The organism is Paenibacillus sp. FSL R5-0912 (assembly GCF_000758605.1).
Classification (GTDB): domain Bacteria; phylum Bacillota; class Bacilli; order Paenibacillales; family Paenibacillaceae; genus Paenibacillus_AQ.
In genome coordinates this window covers 2,726,866-2,745,570 of record NZ_CP009282.1, presented here as the reverse complement: position 1 = coordinate 2,745,570, position 18,705 = coordinate 2,726,866, and the positions used below count along the sequence as shown (strand labels likewise).

At 51.4% G+C, this 18,705-nt stretch carries 16 protein-coding genes; all 16 read right to left on the bottom strand.

Features of this window, described 5'->3' with window-relative positions; genetic code table 11:
- Positions 1–9: 9 nt before the first annotated feature.
- The 16 genes from R50912_RS11400 to R50912_RS11330 all read right to left on the bottom strand — a co-directional run bounded on the left by R50912_RS11400 (position 10) and on the right by R50912_RS11330 (position 18,696).
- Entirely contained in the window at positions 10–1,650 is a 1,641-nt protein-coding gene (locus R50912_RS11400; protein ID WP_042234895.1) for a response regulator, read from the bottom strand.
- Positions 1,643–3,454, bottom strand: a complete 1,812-nt coding sequence (locus tag R50912_RS11395; RefSeq protein ID WP_231637828.1) for a cache domain-containing sensor histidine kinase — start codon at positions 3,452–3,454, stop codon at positions 1,643–1,645. Before R50912_RS11395 ends, R50912_RS11400 begins: the two co-directional genes overlap by 8 nt.
- Positions 3,455–3,483: 29 nt before the next feature.
- Positions 3,484–4,800: an ABC transporter substrate-binding protein gene (locus tag R50912_RS11390; RefSeq protein WP_042234892.1), complete on the bottom strand. Its 1,317-nt coding sequence runs from the start codon at positions 4,798–4,800 to the stop codon at positions 3,484–3,486.
- 44 nt (positions 4,801–4,844) lie between these two features.
- Entirely contained in the window at positions 4,845–6,515 is a 1,671-nt protein-coding gene (locus R50912_RS11385) for a family 43 glycosylhydrolase (protein WP_231637827.1), read from the bottom strand.
- Between the two features lie 134 nt (positions 6,516–6,649).
- Positions 6,650–7,483, bottom strand: a complete 834-nt coding sequence (locus tag R50912_RS11380) for a carbohydrate ABC transporter permease (protein WP_042234890.1) — start codon at positions 7,481–7,483, stop codon at positions 6,650–6,652.
- Entirely contained in the window at positions 7,484–8,377 is an 894-nt protein-coding gene (locus R50912_RS11375) for a carbohydrate ABC transporter permease (RefSeq protein ID WP_231637826.1), read from the bottom strand.
- A gap of 93 nt (positions 8,378–8,470) precedes the next feature.
- Positions 8,471–9,775: an ABC transporter substrate-binding protein gene (locus R50912_RS11370; RefSeq protein ID WP_042234886.1), complete on the bottom strand. Its 1,305-nt coding sequence runs from the start codon at positions 9,773–9,775 to the stop codon at positions 8,471–8,473.
- Positions 9,776–10,555: 780 nt separating this feature from the next.
- Positions 10,556–11,578 carry a phosphotransferase enzyme family protein gene (locus tag R50912_RS11365; RefSeq protein WP_197073071.1) on the bottom strand — a complete coding sequence of 341 codons (1,023 nt, stop codon included), beginning with the start codon at positions 11,576–11,578 and terminating at the stop codon, positions 10,556–10,558.
- Between the two features lie 150 nt (positions 11,579–11,728).
- Entirely contained in the window at positions 11,729–12,001 is a 273-nt protein-coding gene (locus tag R50912_RS11360) for a CD3324 family protein (RefSeq protein ID WP_042234885.1), read from the bottom strand.
- 317 nt (positions 12,002–12,318) lie between these two features.
- Positions 12,319–12,459 (bottom strand): hypothetical protein, encoded by a 141-nt coding sequence (locus R50912_RS36440; RefSeq protein WP_442950515.1) that lies wholly within the window; start codon positions 12,457–12,459, stop codon positions 12,319–12,321.
- 105 nt (positions 12,460–12,564) lie between these two features.
- Entirely contained in the window at positions 12,565–13,638 is a 1,074-nt protein-coding gene (tnpB, locus tag R50912_RS11355; protein WP_042234883.1) for an IS200/IS605 family element RNA-guided endonuclease TnpB, read from the bottom strand.
- A gap of 9 nt (positions 13,639–13,647) precedes the next feature.
- Complete coding sequence (tnpA, locus tag R50912_RS11350; RefSeq protein WP_152679875.1) at positions 13,648–14,046, bottom strand: IS200/IS605 family transposase; 399 nt, start codon at positions 14,044–14,046, stop codon at positions 13,648–13,650.
- A 126-nt stretch (positions 14,047–14,172) separates the two neighbouring features.
- Positions 14,173–14,502: an immunity protein YezG family protein gene (locus R50912_RS11345; protein WP_052416230.1), complete on the bottom strand. Its 330-nt coding sequence runs from the start codon at positions 14,500–14,502 to the stop codon at positions 14,173–14,175.
- Positions 14,503–14,734: 232 nt separating this feature from the next.
- Positions 14,735–16,768 (bottom strand): methyl-accepting chemotaxis protein, encoded by a 2,034-nt coding sequence (locus R50912_RS11340; RefSeq protein WP_042234881.1) that lies wholly within the window; start codon positions 16,766–16,768, stop codon positions 14,735–14,737.
- 261 nt (positions 16,769–17,029) lie between these two features.
- A complete protein-coding gene (locus tag R50912_RS11335; protein ID WP_042234879.1) occupies positions 17,030–18,058 on the bottom strand; it encodes a bile acid:sodium symporter family protein in 1,029 nt (342 codons plus the stop codon).
- Positions 18,059–18,369: 311 nt separating this feature from the next.
- On the bottom strand, positions 18,370–18,696 hold the full coding sequence (locus R50912_RS11330) for an L-rhamnose-proton symporter family protein (protein WP_052416228.1): 327 nt from the start codon (positions 18,694–18,696) through the stop codon (positions 18,370–18,372).
- Between the last annotated feature and the right edge of the window lie 9 nt (positions 18,697–18,705).

The following is an 18,705-nucleotide window of genomic DNA, read 5'->3' as shown; positions in this document are numbered from 1 at the left end:
TCCTTACTGTCACTCCCGGCCATCCATAGAAGCCGCCTGCGCCTTGCGTATACTATCCCTGTATTCTTTAGGCGAAAAACCGCTGCAGTTTTTGAACACGCGGTTGAAGTGGCGCACATTGCCAAAGCCCGTCTCCTCAGCGATCCTGCTGATTTTCTCATCTGTGAAGGCCAGCTTCTTGCGCGCTTCTTCCATCCGGATATGGGTCAGGAATTCGATAAAGGTGACGCCTGTTCTTTGTTTGAATAGATTGCTGAAATACGCCGGGTTCAAATACACCTCATCCGCCACTTCCTTAAGGCTTAGCGGATGATCATAATGCTGCGAAATGTAGCGCTGGGCGGCAGCAACTGGATCGAGATCCTTCACCTCTCTGGACTTCGCAATGCAGCCGGTCAGGGTGAGCAGCAGCCCCCGGCATTTCTCGGCCAGCTCCTGCCGCGAAGAGAGGCTGCATACATCGAACAGCACCTTGCGGATATCCTTCGATCCCAGCCACGATTCCGTAACCTCAAGCTCTTCGGACAGCTCGTAATAGTACAGCAGCAGCTTACAGATTTGCTGATGAATACTCTCCGGTGAATCTGCCTTACTGCACAGCTCTTCAATCATATGTTCAACAATCGGGCCGATGCTGGCCACTCTTCCTCCGGTAATCGACTTCTCCAGCATCTCCCATGACCATTTCAAAGGTCCGCTTCCGGAATGGGGGCGCTCTGTCATTTTGGCATAATCGAGCAGCTTATCACCGCCTTCGATCAGCCGGTACAAGAGGGCGATTCCGGCTTCACTATAAGCTTTCGGAATACCCGGCAGTCCTTCCGCCGGATTACTGACCCCGATGGTTACCGTCAGGTTGGACAAAGAGCGGATCTGCCTGCGGATCAGGTCGCCCAGAGCTCCCGGTGCCGATAAGGAATGCTCCGGCTCAGCTATATTCAGCAAAGCCACCACCTCGGTATCCGACAGCACGAAGCTTAAACCTGTCGCATGGCGGTCAATCATTTCCTGGACAACCTGCTGGATATACAGGAGGAACAGGGAGGCATCGCCCCGCTGATAACGCTCCTTCTCCACCGAATGCTTATCCAGCTTAATCACCATGCAGAGAAAGTAAGGATGGCCGAAGGCGAAGCCCATCTCCCGCAGCAGCTGCAGGTCGCTATCTTCTGTTTTGCCTTTCAGCAGACTCTCGATCAGATGACCGGCCACATGCCGCTTCAGTACAGGCTGGACCTGCCATGGTTCATCCTTGCGCACCGGAAGCGCCTTGCGCTCGGCCAGTTCCCGCCCCAGTCTCTCCAGCACACGGCTCAGCTCCTGGCGTTCGACCGGCTTCATCAGATAATCCTTCGCCCCCTGGCGCATCGACTGCTGCACATAGGCGAACTCGTCATAGCCGCTGACCACGACGGTCATCAGATCCTTGAACCTTCCCCCGGCCATCTGCTGCAGCTGAATCCCGTCCATCCGCGGCATGCGGATATCCGTGAGCAGCACTTCCGGCGACAGCTCGGCCAGCTTGTCAAGCGCATCATAGCCGTCAATGGCTTCACCAACCACCTCCCAGTTACCCTCCAGGCTGGTGATCATTTTGCGCAGACCTTTGCGGAAGACAGACTCATCGTCAACAATCAGTATTTTAGGCAACTCCGTCATCCTCCCTTGCTCTGCCCTGATGGGTAATAACCGGCAGCCTCAGCACTGCCTTGAAGCCCTGATACGGCATACTCTCCAGCGAAAGACCATATTCATCGCCATAATGCAGCACAATCCGGCGGTGAACATTCAGCAGACCGTTGCCTGAGCGTCCGCCCAGCTCCTTCGTATTCAGCAGATGCAGCCGAAGCGCCTCAAGCGCCTCCGCATTCATGCCGATGCCATCATCCTCGATAGTGATTCTAAGCACCTGACTGCTGCTGTCCGCGGTCAGCGAAATACGGCCCCGGCCCACCCCTTTGTCCAGTGCATGATTGATTGCATTCTCCACCAGCGGCTGGATCATCAGCGGAATGACCTCACAGTCCAGCAGCGAAGGTTCAATGGTCATCGTGAAGTGAATGCGTTCTTCATAGCGCATCTGCTGGATTGCCATATATCCGCCGACATGGTCCAGCTCATCCTGAAGCGTCACATGCTCCGTGCGCCCGCTGAGGCTGTAGCGCAGCAGCTTGCTGAGATTGTTGGACATCGTAATAATCTCCGGACTGCCCTCAAGCTCGGCGTACATGCTGATGGAACCCAGTGTATTGTACAGAAAATGCGGATTGATCTTGCTCTGCAGCGCGGCAATCTGCGCATCCTTCTCCCGGATCTCCGTCTCATAGAGCAGATATCCCAGTTCGCTAAGCTTGGCGAGCATGCCGTTGAACGAATGGCCCAGCATTCCTACCTCGTCCGTACCGCTCACCGGAAAAGCCCTGCTGAGGTCTCCGCGCTCGACACTGCGCATCAGCCGGCTCAGCTTGCGCAGCGGTTGGGTGATCCGGTAGGCGATAAACACATACAGCAGCAGGGCCAGACCTACACAGATGATGCCAATAAGAATAATGTAGGTGCGTAGAACCTCGGTATCTTTCATCAGACTGGAGACCGGTACAACACCCACCGTGGTCCAGCCTGTCACTTCAGAAGTTACGTGGGCCATCAGCAGCCCTTCGCCCTCCGACTTCACATGACTTACCCCTTCACCCGAATGTTCAGGAGACAGGGAAGGCGCTGCCTGCGGCAGTCCATGATCCTTGCCGATGACCAGGTTGCCGGAATCATCCGTAATGTACAGCAGTTCTTTGGCATCCAGCTTTACTTTGGACAGAATCTCACTAATGAACTTGGGGTCCACATCAATGACGATGTACCCGAGGGTCACCCCGTCATCGAAGCTGCGCAGCTCCCGCACAATGGAGAAGGCCTGATACACATTTCCGCCGCTTGAGCTTAAGTCATGTGTGGCAACATACACTGGCTGCCCGTAGTGACCCTTGAACTTGTTCAGCCAGCTGACATTTTCATCGAGCTTATAGGTCGTCACATACTGGCTCTCCGGCATGACCACATACGAAGCTCCGCCCGTACCATACAGAGAGACACCTAGTATATCTACCCGGCCGTTCAAAAACACCTGAGTGACGAAGCTGTTCAGTCCGCTAATCTCATCCAATGTCAGCGGTTCACCGGAGATACGTTTGGTAGCCAGATACTCGGTTACTTTCGGATACTGATAGGGCATCACGGTCAGCCGGTTCAGCTCATTCATATAGGTGTCGATATTCAGGGTAAGCTGCTTCAGCGTCTGAAGCTGATAATCGCCAACCTTGCGCTCCGTCGTTTCGGTGAAGCGTGCGAAGGCGAAATAGCCCATCAGCCCCAGCGGCAGCACAATGAATACCACATTGATAAGAATAAGCTTGCGCGCGAGCGCCAGATTCCTGAACCAGCCGCGAAATGATTTCAACCGCATTCTCCCCTTTAATCCTTTTGCATTTATTTCTTCAGCTGAAGGTTAATGCTGTCCACCGCTTTTTGCAGAGCCTGCTCCGGGCTTTGCTCCTTGTAGATCATTTTCTCAAACTGCCGGATAATCTCTTCATTAATACTCCACTGCTTCACATTTCTCGGCCAGTAGGCTACGGAGTTGGCGGTATTGGCATAATCACTGCGGAACTTCAGTGCAGCATACGCTCCGCTCTCTACGACCTCCCGGGAACTCGGTACATGACCGGCTTCCGCCCACATCACTCCATGCTCCACCGCCCAGCGGGCAAAAATCATGGCAGCATTACGCTTCTCCGCACTCATCTCGCTTTTGGCCGGAATAGCCAGCGTATGCGAATCTCCCCAGACCGCCGGATGATCGTAGATGACCGGAACCGGCACGACGCCCAGCTCCAGGTTCTCATCCTTCTCAAAAGCGCCGGTTCCCCACACCCCCGTAATCAGCATAGCGGCCTCCCCGTCATAGAACAGCTTGAAGGCATCATTAATATCCGGCGGAATCAGCTCCTGCTGATACAGGCTATTCACGAACTCCAGAGCCTGAAGCGATTCCTTGTTGTTAAAGACCGCCTGCGTACCTTCGGGATTGTAAAAGACACCACCGCCCTGCATCTGATTGTACAGGCTCCACCACAGCCACACGGAATCAATACGTGTGCTGGGCAGAGCCAGCGGAGCAACACCGGGCGGCAACTCCGCCTTCAACTGCTGCAGGAACTCCGTAAACCCTCGCTCTCCCTTGCTGATCAACGGTTTGTCCCCGGCATCCAGCAGCCCAGCCTCTTTTAAATACTTCTTATTGTAATAGAGCACTAACGTATGCGTATCCAGGGGTATAGCATAATGGGCACCGCCGTAGACCGTGGACTCAGCGATTTTGGCATTGAACTGGCCCCAGTCCAGCCCGGTATCCGCAGCGAGTCCGTCAAGCGGCTCAATATAACCGTTCTGCACGAATTGCGGCAGATTGGTCGCGTGAATAATGGCTAAATCCGGTGCATTACCGGACAGAATCGCCGTGCGCAGCCGGGAATAATAATCATCCAGCCGGGAGTTGATCTGTTCGATCCGGATATCCCCGTGCTCCCGGTTGAACTGCTGCACCAGCTCGGTCATGAAAATGTTGTCTCCGCCGCTGAATGGAGTCCAATACTCCAGAGTTACCGGCTCAGCGGCAGCCTGGGGGGATTCCTCTGCCCCATCTGTACCGCAACCACCCAGCACCAGAAGCATAGCCAGCAGCAGAATTGAAAGCGTAATCAGTTTGTTCCGTTTGAGTCCGCTATAGCGACCCGTATCTCTCATATGGTTAAGCCCCCGTCTTGCTTGCATTCTATGAATCTTCCGGCTCATTCACTCTTCTGCCATATATCCATATAATCTATACCGAAGCTGCCTTGTCTGTCAAAAAGAATGATTTCGTTCGCACCGCTCTGCAATTGCAGCTCCAGCTCCAGCTCCATGAAGGATAATTGGTTTCGTTCCTTAGATTCCAGGGTTGATACGATCGTAGAATCCCCGTTCACCGCCACCTCCAGCTTCGCGTCCGGTGAAGCATTAAGAACAGCTACGGAGACGGAGTAGGTCCCACTTCGCGGAACGTGAATATTGCTGAAACGCAGCGCGGCATCACTTCCGCTCAGGCTCGCCGCCGCTCCGCCAGAGGCATACGGGTTATCCTCCGCATCAGCATTCCCCTCCAGCGTCTGGGCTTCACCTTCATAACGCGGAATTTCAATGGCCTTCAGTTCAGCTGCACTTCCCTCCGGCAGCTCAAAGGCTAATGTATTCATCCCGGCTGTGAACGGTAAGCTCAGATAGGCGTATCCGGTCTGTCCCTCTTCGGAAGGCGGCAGCTGAAGCTTTGACGGTGTTCCAGCATTCACTGAGACTGCCGCCTCCGCCTGCGCTTCACCCGGATTCACATAATGCACCAGCAGCGGAGTATCGCTATCTACTGTGGACGGCAGGGACGGGAACTCCAGCCGGTTCCCGCTGCGGATGGCATTCTCAGCCTGGAATACTCCCATTCCAGCGGGAACCTTAAGTGCCGTGCTCAGCGCCAGCGGCTTCCCGAACACCGGCAGGCCGCCATCGTCCCAGCAGACCGGCTGGGCACGCGCTTTGCGGTTGTTCCAGCCGTCCGCTGCCCCTGTAGTTGCGTGGTAGACAATCCACTGTTCGCTGTCATCCGGCGACACCGTAAACGAGTTATGCCCCGGTCCGTACACTCCGGCGGCTTCATCCATCGCCAGCAGCGGCTGCTCCGCCTTGGTCCAGTCTGCCGCCTCCAGCGGATTGCCGCCGGGCTTCAAGGCCAGCAGGCCCAGACTGTAATACGGAGTCCAGCTGCCCGCGCCGGAATAGACAATGAAGACGCGGCCGTCATGATGAAGGACTGACTGGCCTTCATTAATGTACGGCGGGCCTCCGGCCTGCTCCCATGGGAGCAGCGGCTCGCTTAGCAGCACCCTCGGTCCGCTGATCGTCAGCGGATCACTCATTGGTGCAATATAGGTGTTCTGCGCAGCGTTCACATCGCCTTCCCAGCCGGACCAGACGAAATACAGCTCATCATCCACCTCCATCACCAGCCCGTCGATCGCCCATTTGTTGGTGTCGTCGGTTATTTGGCCCTTGAAGGTGTAATCGCCCAGCGGATCACCGCTGTCCCCCTGAAGCACATACATCCGGTGATTCTCATTCATTCCGTTATCCGCGGCAAAATAGATATACCAGCTGCCCCGGATATACTGGAGCTCGGGTGCCCAGAGATTCGCCGAGTAGGCGGTCTCCGCCGGCGGATACCATACCACCTTCCGCTCGGCCTGGCGGAAATCCATTGTGCGTGACTTCATCACCATAATATCCGTTCCGTTATGGGTAAAGGTCATGTAATAATATCCATCCTTGTAGATCATGCTCGGATCAGGAGTATCGATCTCGGCAAGTGTGTTCTTAAACGTCCCGCCATGCCCATTGTAGACCTCATCCGTCCTGCTATTATTGTGCTGCTGCACTAAATATGCACCTCCCGCCAGTATAAGTAACAGAACCGCCGCAAGGGAGTAGATTATTCTACGTGAGTTCTTACCTGTCCATGCCTTCCGCGGTTTCGCTGATTTCATTTCCATATGCTTCCCCCTATTACCCGTTATTTCACACCCGAGCTCGTTATGGCTTTTACAAAAGACTTCTGGCCTACAATGAAGATAATCAGCACCGGGAGCGCCGCGATAGTGGTCATAGCCATTAATTTGCCGTAACTCTGGGTGTAGCTTCCGGTGGCCATCATAGCAATACCTGCGGTGATCGTCCGCATCTCCGGCGAGGTGGTCGCATACAGCGGCCAGACAAAGTCATTATAGATTCCCATGAAGGTGAAAATCCCCAGCGTCATCATGATCGACACTGCGGAAGGCAGCAGGATCCTGGCATACAGATTCCATTTGTTCACCCCGTCGATCCGGGCCGCCTCTTCGATTTCTTTCGGGAAGGAGACAAAGAACTGATACAGCAGGAACACGCCGAACGCCCCGGCTGTAGCCGGCAGAATCAGCGCCTGATACGTGTTGATCAGCCCTAGTGTATTGAACTCAATGTACATCGGCAGAAAGGTCAGCACGCTGGGAATCATCAATGAGGCAATGAACATGGACAGCAGCGTACGGCGCAGCGGCAGATCCGGCAGCCGGGCCAGGGCAAACGCCGCCATCGAATCAATCTGCAGCACGATTGCTGTTCCCACAATCCCGACTGACAGGGAATTGATGATCCAGCGCAGAATCGGTGTATTCATCAGCTCCCCGCTCAGCCCCTGAACGAAATTATCAAGCGTGGGCTTCTGCGGGAAGAAGTTCATCCGCCCGGAGAGCGCTTCGAAGTCATTTTTAAACGCAGTGGACAGCATCCACACGAGCGGCAGCAGCACGAACAGTGCAATCAGAATGGCCAGCAGCAGCAGGCTGGTTTTTTTGGCTTTTCCCATTTATACCTTCTCCTTCCGGTTCGTAAGACGGAACTGTACGATGGACACCATCATGATCAGCAGCGCCATCAGAATCGCCATCGCGGAAGCTGAGCCGATATCCTTGCGCACGAATGCCTGGTCCAGCACATTGATCAGCAGCACCTTGGTGGTGTCTCCCGGCCCTCCGCGCGTCAGCAGAAACGGCTGGGCATAAATGTTGAAGGACGCGATCGTTGAGGTAATCATCACGAACAGCATCACCGGCCGGATCGAGGGCAGTGTAATTGACACGAACCTGCTCCAGGCGCCCGCCCCGTCAATAGCAGCCGCCTCGTAATAATCTTCAGGCACCTCATTGAGCGCATTCACAAAAATAATCATATTGAACCCGATCGTCCACCAGAGCGTCGTGAGCACCAGCGCAATCCATACCCAAGGCGTAGCGGTCAGCCACGGGATACCGGTCAGACCTAGCTTTTGCAATAGACTGTTAATGAATCCGGCATTGGTATCGAACATCATCAGCCAGATCACGGCCATAACCGAAGCCGACAAGGCATAAGGCAGGAAATAGAACGTCCGGAATAACCCCCGGAGCTTCGAAGGCAGCGCATTGACCAGCATCGCCATCCCCAGCCCCACCACGATCAGCAACGGAACGGAGTACAGTACAAACTGGAAGGTGGTCCACAGCCCGCGGAAGAAGATACTATTCTCATACGTCCCCGGGGTGAAAATCGTAATATAATTGCGCAGCCCCACAAAGGGATGCGCGGCAGACAGCAGCTCAAAGTCCTGCAGGCTGATCACAACACCATACAGGATCGGAAACAGCAGAAACAGTCCGAAGGCTGCAAGGTAGGGCAGGATGAACAGGAATGAGGTGAAGCGGGAAGTCCATGTGCTTTTCAAAAGGGGTTCCTCCATTTCTTCGTATAGGGAAAAGCGGGAAGCGATCCGCGCTCCCCGCTTTTGCTTACCGAAATGATCACATCATCATAAGTGCTATTTCATCGCCTGACGGGATTTGGCAACTGCATCATCCATCGCCTGCTGCGGTGACTTTTTGCCGAGAATGGCATTGCTCAGCTCGCTCCATACCGGCTCGACGATGGTGCCCCAGTTCAGTACATTCGGTGCAAACTGTACAGAGGAGAAACTCTGGGATACTGTGCTTTGGAATTCCATCGCCTTAAATTCAGCACTGTCCATGACTGTCTTGGAGGCTACCGCCTGACCGGATTCAGCCCAATCCAGGGAGTTGCCGGAAACATATTTGAGGAAATCGCCAATGCCGGCCAGTGTATTGCTGTCGGTCACTGCTTTGGGAACCACGAAGCCATGCGAACCTGCATAAATAGCCTGCTTTGCTTTGCCGATCTGCGGCATAACGGCTACGCCATAATTGAGTCCGGCTTCATCAAACTGCGATTTCATCCATGGTCCGTTGAACTGAATCGCATTCTTGCCCTGCAGGAACAGCGTATTCTCGCCGTCCTGCTGAACATTGGCCGGGGAGATGCCCTTGTCGACCATATCGCGCAGCCACTGCACCATTTCTACCGCTTCCGGGGAATTGTAAGCTACGTCTGTTCCGTTCCACAGCTCTCCGCCATTCTGCCAGACAAGCGACGGGAAGATGAACTGCTGCGGCCATAGGGTAGGTACTACATATCCGTAGACTCCCTTGGATTTATCCGTCAGCTTCTCTACGGCGGCGTCGAATTCGGCACGGTTCGTTGGCGGTGCGGTAATTCCCGCTTTTTCAAACAGATCCTTGTTGTAGTACATGACTACCGGATGAATGTCGAGCGGAATGGTGTACAGCTTGCTGTCGATGGTGGCGTATTTCACCGGGGCTTCGGCAAAATCAGCAGAATTAATTCCGGCTGTTGCCGCCAGCTCATCCACCGACTGCAGCTGATCCTTGCTCTGGTAGGTCGGCACCTGATCCACGTGCATAATCATCAGGTCCGGCCGTTCCTTGCCGGTGCTGAGCGCTACATCCAGCTGCTTGTAATACTCACCATTGGGCTGGATCACGAAATTCACTTTGTATTTATCCTGAGAGCTGTTGTATTTATCTACGATTTTCTTCATGAACGGGCCATCCGAGCCGGAGAACGGTGACCAGAACAGAAGCTCTGTCTTCTTGCCGCTGCCGCTGCCTTCTCCCTGCGTCTCCTTGCCGCTGTTGCCGGCGTTTGCGCTGTTGTTCTTCGCATTGTTCCCGCCGCAGGCGGTTACTACCATTGCCAGCATCATAACCATAAGTAATATTGACGTTACTTTTTGCATGGATCGTTTCATCTGTGTACTCCCCTTTTACCCGGTAATTCAAAGCTGGCTGCGCTTTGATGTCTTTATGTTACCGCCCCAACGGAGATCAAAAAATGTCCTTAGACTAGGAACAATGGACATATTTACAGATTGGCGGGTATGCTGCGGGGTCTAACGTATGACTTCAACGCTCAGGGGGTCCGAATCCAACGGCGGCTCCCGGCGGAACAAAACAAAAGTTCAATTAACGCAACTTGCTCTTTCCGGTCATTTAAAGGGATTTCCTCCACCCTATTCCCACGCTGCGACACATTGTATTCGGTTTTTCGCTTACATTTGGCCCGGTCACCTTCGCGGTGACACATTGTATTCGGTTTTTCGCATACATTGGGCTCGGTTACCTTCGCGATGACACATTGTATTCGGTTTTTCGCTTACATTGGGCTCGGTTACCTTCGCGGTGACACATTGTATTCGGTTTTTCGCTTACATTGGGCTCGGTTACCTTCGCGATGACACATTGTATTCGGTTTTTCGCTTACATTGGGCTCGTTTACCTTCGCAGTGACACATTGTATTACAGCTCATTTCCTCCATGACTCACTGCGGGAGTCTCATCAATACATCGCATAATTTCCCAGCATAATTTTTGGGCTTATTTTCCTGAAATACACAATAAACGACTGATCGGATACCTCCCGGCACATCAAAAAAGCTGCCCCACCGGCATTATCACCGGGGAACAGCTGATATTGGAGAAGCAGACCGCAAAGGGCTCTGCTATTTATTAAGTACAACTGGACGCTGCCCTCACTCTATCACGTAGGGTTCGATACGACTGAACAAAAAACGCTCACCCTGCAAATATTCTCTCAGGTAAGCCAGGGCATACGGCTGTTCTTCCCGCAGACCGGGGATTTCATCCGGATTAGAAATGTGATGGCTGTAATTGCCTATCATGATCATAACGAAGAAGCATTCCAGCTTCCGTTCATAATCCGGCTCCAGCTCCCGGACACTTCTATAGCCCTGGATCAGGCTGCCGCGCTGCCCCGGGGAGAGCTCCAGCAGTGCGGCGGCCATATCATAGAGGAAATATCCGTAGCCGCAGCGGCCGAAATCGATCGCACGCGGCTGGCCTTGGTCAAAAACAATATTTCCGCTATGCAAATCGCCGTGAATCAAGCCGTAGCTGCTGGCGTCAGGCTGCATGGCTTCGAGATCTGCCCGTATCTTCGCGGCAGCAGCCTGATAGAGCTTCCATTGTTCCTCCGTTACCATTACCGCGTGATGCGCCTCCAGCTTGCTCCACTCCAGCTCGAAGCTGTCTGCTCCCCATACCGGACGGGTGAAGCCGGCAGACGGAACGAACGGTGTACTCGCTACGTGCATACCGGCCAGCATTTCCCCCATCCGGAAGATAAGATCATCCGGCAGATTGCCCTCTACAGGCGCCCCTTCCACCCAGTGCATCACCGTTGCCCAAGCAAGCCGCCGCTCTTCGCTTCCAGTCTCCAGGATATAGCCGCCGCTGGAACTGGCCAATCCTTGCGGGACCACAAAGCCCGCTGTCTGATTGAGATACCGGGTCCATTCCAGCTCCGACAGGATCTCCTCCCGGCTGAAGCGGTCACCATGAATCCGCAGCAGAAAGCTGCCGGCAGCTGCAGTCTCCACCCGGAATGTAAAATTGTCTGATAAGCCGATAAGCTCAATCCTGTTCCATTCCAGATCATACTCTGCCAATGCCCTGAGTGCTATATTCCTGCCCGATCTCCAGAGATCCCGCGATGGATCACCCGCACTGCTGCTGCATAAATTATGTCCCGTCATCTTCCTGCCTCCCGCATACATCTGTCTATATAATTATAGGGGTGACTCAATGGATGAACATAGATAATAAACAGCTGCAATTCATTTTTTGCACAAAAAAAAAGAAAGAGCCCTGTTCGACTCCTTCTCTCATCTCAATATAAGTGCTGCTCATAGCTGCTTGCTTCCATAGACAATCTTCTTGATGCTGTCACCCGACAGACAAAATTGCTCGGCAAGCTCGGTTACGCTTAAGCCCCTGGCATAATGGTCACGAATGGACTGGTTCCGGGCCGTCAGATAGGTTCTGCCGCCTGAGTTCTCCCCCCACCGTTTCCGTTGCCCCTCGGGCTTGGGGATGTAGAGCATCCCGCCTTGCATATATTTCTGTACTTCCTGCAGCAGCTGCTGCGGTAATACCAGATCTGCATTTACATATTTCATATAGCTCCGCTCCTTTAAAGTAGTGAACTTGTAAAGGCAGCAAAGTCTATAGAACAGACCATTTTATCCGGCGGATCGTTGCAGCGGAGACTTGCTATCAGCTCTACACAACAACCACTGCCATGTCGTCCATAGACTTTGCGTAGAGCTGAGCATTAATCTTCTCATGAATCGTCCTCCTTCCATTATCTGACTTGGATTATAAATAATATAGCATACTGAAACTGCGATTTCCCGCTAAAAGTTCCATTTCTAAATAAACAACTTGAGGTGCTTCGGTCAGCCGTTGAATAGCTGAAGGGACACCTCTAGGGGGATTAATCCGTTTTTGTTTTGAGATATTCATCTAAATACTTCTGGTGAAAGCCATCTGTAGGATGTAGTCCTAGAATTTCATACTCCCAAATTGTACGCTGTTGTGAGGGGGAATACAAAACAGCGCCATAATTATAATCAATAGTGAACTACACACCACCTAAGAGGTGGGTGTTTCTTGGTCAATAGAGCTACTGCTCCAAGTTTACCCAAGCTTATAGGCTAGTTCCTAACCCGCTAAGGGCCATTTACATGGCTAGTTGTAGAAGATTCAATGCCGCATTCCGGTCTCTGTCATGCTCCGTATGACAGGCAGGACAGGACCACTCCCGTACGGCCAGGTTCTTGACTTCTGCATTTTTGTAGCCACAGCAGGAACACAATTGACTGCTTGCAAAGTGTTTGGGAGCAATGATTAATTCTCTGCCGTACCATTTCGCTTTGTAGGTCAGCATGTCTCTGAACAGGCTCCAAGACACTTCGGATATGGCTTTGGCTAACTTATGATTCTGCATCATGTTCTTTACACGCAAGTCCTCCATCACGATCACTTGGTTTTCGTTTATCATTTGGGTGGACGTTTTGTGCAAAAAGTCTTTCCGTTGATTCGCTATTTTTTCATGCAGTCTGGCGACCTTCAGCCTTGCCTTATACCGGTTACGGCTCCCTTTCTTCTTTCGTGACAAGTCCTTTTGCAGCTTGGCTAATCGTTGTTCAGACTTCCGCAAGTACTTCGGATTCGGTATGATTTCGCCATGTGAAGGAATCGCAAAGTCTTTCAACCCCAGATCCACACCGATCTTCGTCTCGAGTGGGGGCAATGGGATGATATCCGTTTCCACCAATACGGAAGCGTAATATTTTCCCGTGGGTGTTTTGGAAATGGTGCATGATTTAATACGTCCCTCGAATGGACGGTGCAGCTTGATTTTGATTTTCGTTTTTAGTTTGGGGATTTTGATCCTTCCCTCTGTAATGGCAATGGTTCCCTTCTGGTTATTGGTTGTGAAGCTATGGCTATTCTTCTTCTTGCTCTTGAATTTTGGAAATCCCGCGTTCGGTTCACGGAAGAAATTCTGATACGCCTTCTCTAAGTGAAGCTGGGCATTGGCTAAGGCTAGACTATCCACTTCTTTCAGCCAGGCAAAATCCTTTTTGTATGGCGCAGGTGTCGTTTGGAGCATCGTTTCCGTTTGCTTGTAATGTTCAAGCTTATCTGCAAGCATTCGATTGTAGATGAAGCGAACAGCGCCGAATACTTTAGTGAAGTACTGCTCTTGCTCATAGGTGGGATGGATTCGATACTTATAAGCCTTTAACACCTGCCCACCTCATTTCTGACCTTGAGATTCGATGTACTTCCGGATGACTTCAATCGGCGCACCGCCAATCGTCAGTAGACAATAACTTCTGGACCAGAAATATTCCTTCCACAGCTGTTGACGAATTACAGGAAATTCTTTCTTAATTAGACGGGAGGATGCACTCTTATAAGCGTTCAGAAATTTAGAAATATCGCTATTGGGGTGAGCTTTCATTAGAATGTGAACATGATCCTTGTCATGCTTCCATTCCTGCAGGGTGATATTGTAATTAGGCTGAATAGACTCAAATATCTCTTGTAACCGATTCGAAATGTCATCGTCTATTACTTTTCTGCGGTACTTCACGACTAGCACAAGATGATAATGAAGAGAGAATACTGAATGATTATTTGTGTCTAATTCCACGGATATCACAACCTATTTCATAATACTACTGAATGGTTTTATTGTAATATTTTAGGTTTTATTTGTCTATGAGAAAGACCGCTGACATTCATCCCGCCACTTAGAGAAGTGGGGGAATTCTGACAGCTAACTATTAAATTTGCCTGATTGACTTAAATACATAGTTAAATTTGTCCATTGTTGAGGATTGTTTTTGCTAAATTCCGCATTAAGATCAACAAAGTACTTTTCTAATTCACTACACAAACGGTCATAAATGCGCTCATCTACCCCATATATTTCAGGAATATTATGACCAAATATCAACTCGTTCCGGGTGGTAGAATTGTAATAAAAATAGACTATTCTTGAACCCGGCAATACCTCAGCATAGAGATAAACTTTGTCCCACTCATCAGGAATTATTCCTATGAGCTTATTGCCTATCAGCTGATATAATTCTTCAATCTTTCCCACAGCTACCTTAGCCTCCACTCCAAAATCAACGCTACAACCCAGTTTTCACCATAATTCACCATTTGCGGAGTCTTGAGAATGTGGAAGGGGTGAGCCTGAATTCCAGACAAAAAAAGGGACCCCGCCAGCGTCCGGCGGGGTCTAAGTTATATTAAAGGGGGGTTATGTGTTTAATATATACCCCGAAGCTTAAAATCAGATGAAGCGCGGGTAAAAATCTGCTGAAACCGGCTTAGATTTTGAACTTCTCTACCAGGACCTGCATCTCCTTGGCGCTCTGCGTATTCTCATCAGCCATGGTAGCCTCATGGAAGGTTTTCTCCACAATATCCGCCGTCTTCTCGGCGATATCCTGAACACCAATTGCACCCTCGTTCACGGTAGCCGCCACTTCATTGACGGCGATGGCGATGCTGGACACCGTTTCGTTCAGATGGTCCGCTGCCTCCTCGAACTGGTTCATCAGCTCATTAATCGTTGAAGCATCGCTGTTATACTGCTGGCTGACCTCAGTCAGCCGCTCATAATCGCCCAGTACATTCTGATCAATGAACGTCAGCATGGCTTCAGAATGTTCAATCATCTGCTCTACGGAGTTGTAGACATTCTTGACAACGCCCTGGATGCCAGCCGCAGTCTCTGACGACTTCTCGGCCAGCTTACGGATTTCACCCGCTACAACGGCGAATCCGCGGCCGGCATCGCCCGCCCGTGCAGCTTCAATCGCCGCATTGAGCGCCAGCAGATTGGTCTGGCTTGTAATGGAGAGAATCGTATCCGCCAGCACATTGATCTCGTTGATGGCACCCGATTGCTCAATAGCTTTCTGCATCTCACCACGGACCGAGCCGTAGATCTGTTTGGCATTCTCGGTGGATGTGACCGCATCATGCTGAAGCGCCAATGCACGCTCCGTAATTTGCCCGGATACACCGGAGCCTTCTTTTACCCGGGTGGAGATCATTCTGACATTATTCTCGATCTCATGAATGGCCGCTGTCATCTCCTGGGTAGATGCCGCCGTTTCTTCCATTCCTGCGGACAACTGCTCCGTAGTGGCTGAATTATCATGCGCATTCTCCCTGACGTCAATGGACAGCTTCTCCAGCGTCTCCGCATTATCCAGCACTTTCGAGGAAATCGAGATCAGGCTTCCGGCCATCTCACGCAGAACGGCGCGGGTATGGAACATTGCCTTGGCAATGGTACCTGTCTCATCTTTATTTTTAGTTAAATATTCATACTGGTTGTCATACTTCAAATCCAGCTGCGCGGTGCGGTTAATCAGCTGGGTAAGCTTGATAATCGGTGAGGAGATACGGGTAGCTACAGTAACCCCAATTAACAGCGTAAGCAGCAGGCTTCCCAGTCCTAGCAATAAAATGTAGTTGGTCATTTCATCCACAGGCAGCATGATCTCCTCCAGATCTCCAGTCAGTACCAGGGTCCAGTGAGTCTCCGGAAGAACGGTGAAAGCCGCTTTTTTCTCAGCGCCCTCATACGTGTACTGCACCGTTCCATCCGGTACGGTCTCGCCCACCTTCACACGCTCCACAACAGCTTTAATTGATTCATTCTCAATCACTGAACCAATCTTTGTTTCATCCGGATGGTAGAGGATATTGCCAGTTTCGTCCACCAGATAGGCATAGGATGAAGGCGCATTGGTCACCTTGGCATCGGCTAAATATTTAATAATACTGTTCGCATTAACCGCCGAAGCGACGAAACCGATCATCTTGCCCCCGCTCTTCACAGGATGGACAAAGGCTAATACGTAGGCTCCGGTAGATTTAGATTTCAAGGTCTCACTGACGACAGCTTCACCTGTCTTGAATACATTCTTCGTGTAGTTTCTTTCGCTGAAATCGGTGCCGACCAGCTTGGTGTCACTGTCAGCTACCGCAATTCCCTTCATATCAGCCACAAACATATGCTCCAGGTTGCCAGCATCTTTGACTAAGCCCTGAAGCTTCACATTCACTTCATTCTGCAGTGCATCCCCGGTAGTAAGTTCGCCGTTTCCGGCCTGAAGCAGCAGCTGTTGGATCTCGCTTTCACCTGCAACGAGCTGCATGCTCCGCTTCTCTTTATCGATCATTGCCGCAATCGTCTGCGCTTTGTTGGTGTTCACCTGTGCCATAGAAGCTTCAGTCAGATTCAAGATAGTGCCAGTGGACTTGGTGTACGTAAAAATCCCCATTAATGCTGTAGAAATTAGTGTAACGACAATCATCATAACCGATAGCTTCATACGAATCTTCATAGTTTTCTACACCCTTCCGCCTCTATCTAATCCACTAGTACCTGAATAGCTAAAAACCGTAACATTTATTACAATTACTATCGGATTTTCCACAGAAATAATTAATATTTCTAGACGAATTTTCGGAAATAATATCGCATTTTGTCGAATAATAGTGAAATATAACTATTTTTATTTATATTCAGCCTGAAAAACCCGCAATTCCCCAGCCGCAGGCAGCGGCACTCAATATAGGGGGAAATGCGGGATTGCCGGGATACTCTATAACGAAATGCGGCTCTCTGCCGGTGTGGCTATAGGTCCTCCTGAAGTAGGAGCTTCCGCCTGCAGCAGACGTTTGGCCCGGCTGCGGATGAACATGCCGGAGCAGGCAGCCAGAATCTGCTGAAACAGCATGCCGGAAATCACGGGCAGGGCGACGGCTGGCGGAAAGTATTTCACTGCCAGTACCGCACCTGCACTCAGATTGCGCATACCGGAGTTGAACTGAACGGCGACGGTATTCTCATAATCCCAGCGGAAGCTTCGTGAGACTACAGCACCGATAATATAGCCCAATACGACAGTTACGAAAGTAACGGCAATAATTAGGATCAGCTTGCCATCCGGATGCTTCAGATAACGGGCAATGCTGGCGCCATTGATCGACACAACGATGAACAGGCCAACTTTGACAAACGGTGCAAGCGGCGGGCCGCAGACTGCAGTAACCTTGCCTTTACTGAACTGATTGAGCAGCATCCCCGCTACGGATGGCAGCACCACCATATAGAGCAGCCCCCGCATCATCTCCCCGATCTCAATCTGCACGCTCGCCCCCATCAGCAGATACAGCGTGCCGGGTACTACCAGCGGCGAGAGCAGTGTATCGATCAGGATCAGCGCCAGCGTAAGAGCAACATTCCCGCCATGCATCGACACCCAGACCACACTGACCACACCGGTCGGAATGGCAAACAGCAGCACATACCCTGTAACTGTATACGGATCTCCCGGGAAAAAGGCCATGGCTGCCAGCCAGCCGATCAGCGGCATCACCACATGCAGAATAATCAGCAGGATGATCAGCTTTTGCGGTTTAGCCAACACTGCCAGCAAGTCACGGAAATTAGATTTCAGACTGCCGATCAGCGTCATACAAGCAAAGATCCACGGCACCAGCCAGGTAAACGGCAGCAGCGCCGCCTCATTAAGCACACCAACGACAATGGCTGCCGGAGTGAGCAGCGGCATTATTTTCTCAAGCACCACATTGGAAGATATCAGTCCGCGTCTTATTGCACCAAGCATGTTATATCCCTTTATGTATGGCTGGCCACACATTCCTTATCTGCAGATTTCTTGGTCTTAGTTACTACCTCTAATGAAATCATAACAGAACCAAGCCGCCCGGAAGAGTGGAAAATTGCCAATTTGCAGAATATCCTATGCCATGCTGTTGGCGATCCCCACTACAATCTAGGACAGAATCAATATTACATTCCCACACAGCAGCAGCTTCTTGGGAGCCGTGAATCCTTTCTACTCCCCATCCTTAAGTCCCCAGGCATTGCTGATGATCAGCGACAATCCGTTGAAGGCAAGCCAGCCCACGACAGAGCCTAGCGACCGAGTAATGCGGTTGCCTTGGCGTAGACACCGAGTGCCAGGAACCAGACTGCAGCGGTTAACAGCGCCTTGCCGTAGGCCGGGCCTGCACCTTGGGCGAAATAATCCTTATAGGTCCGGTTCTTGAGTAGCAGGATAAAAGCATACACGAAGTTGGCGATGAAGCCGCCGGACAGCGTAATTACCCAGGAAATAAGATTGGCGCTAATTCTGACTGTTCCATCGGCAACAGCTATATCTGCCGCCTGACTCGCATAGGAGAAGCCGATATTCATCGCAGCAGAGCCTAGTCCGGCAGCTGAAGCGATAATCAGGCTCATGATGAAATC

Coding starts and splice junctions, on each gene's coding strand:
- R50912_RS11370 (WP_042234886.1), bottom strand. CDS start 9,775: ATGAAACGATCCATGCAAAAAGTAACGTCAATATTACTTATGGTTATG.
- R50912_RS11340 (WP_042234881.1), bottom strand. CDS start 16,768: ATGAAGATTCGTATGAAGCTATCGGTTATGATGATTGTCGTTACACTA.
- R50912_RS11380 (WP_042234890.1), bottom strand. CDS start 7,483: ATGGGAAAAGCCAAAAAAACCAGCCTGCTGCTGCTGGCCATTCTGATT.
- R50912_RS11365 (WP_197073071.1), bottom strand. CDS start 11,578: ATGACGGGACATAATTTATGCAGCAGCAGTGCGGGTGATCCATCGCGG.
- R50912_RS11360 (WP_042234885.1), bottom strand. CDS start 12,001: ATGAAATATGTAAATGCAGATCTGGTATTACCGCAGCAGCTGCTGCAG.
- R50912_RS11390 (WP_042234892.1), bottom strand. CDS start 4,800: ATGAGAGATACGGGTCGCTATAGCGGACTCAAACGGAACAAACTGATT.
- R50912_RS11330 (WP_052416228.1), bottom strand. CDS start 18,696: ATGAGCCTGATTATCGCTTCAGCTGCCGGACTAGGCTCTGCTGCGATG.
- R50912_RS11335 (WP_042234879.1), bottom strand. CDS start 18,058: ATGCTTGGTGCAATAAGACGCGGACTGATATCTTCCAATGTGGTGCTT.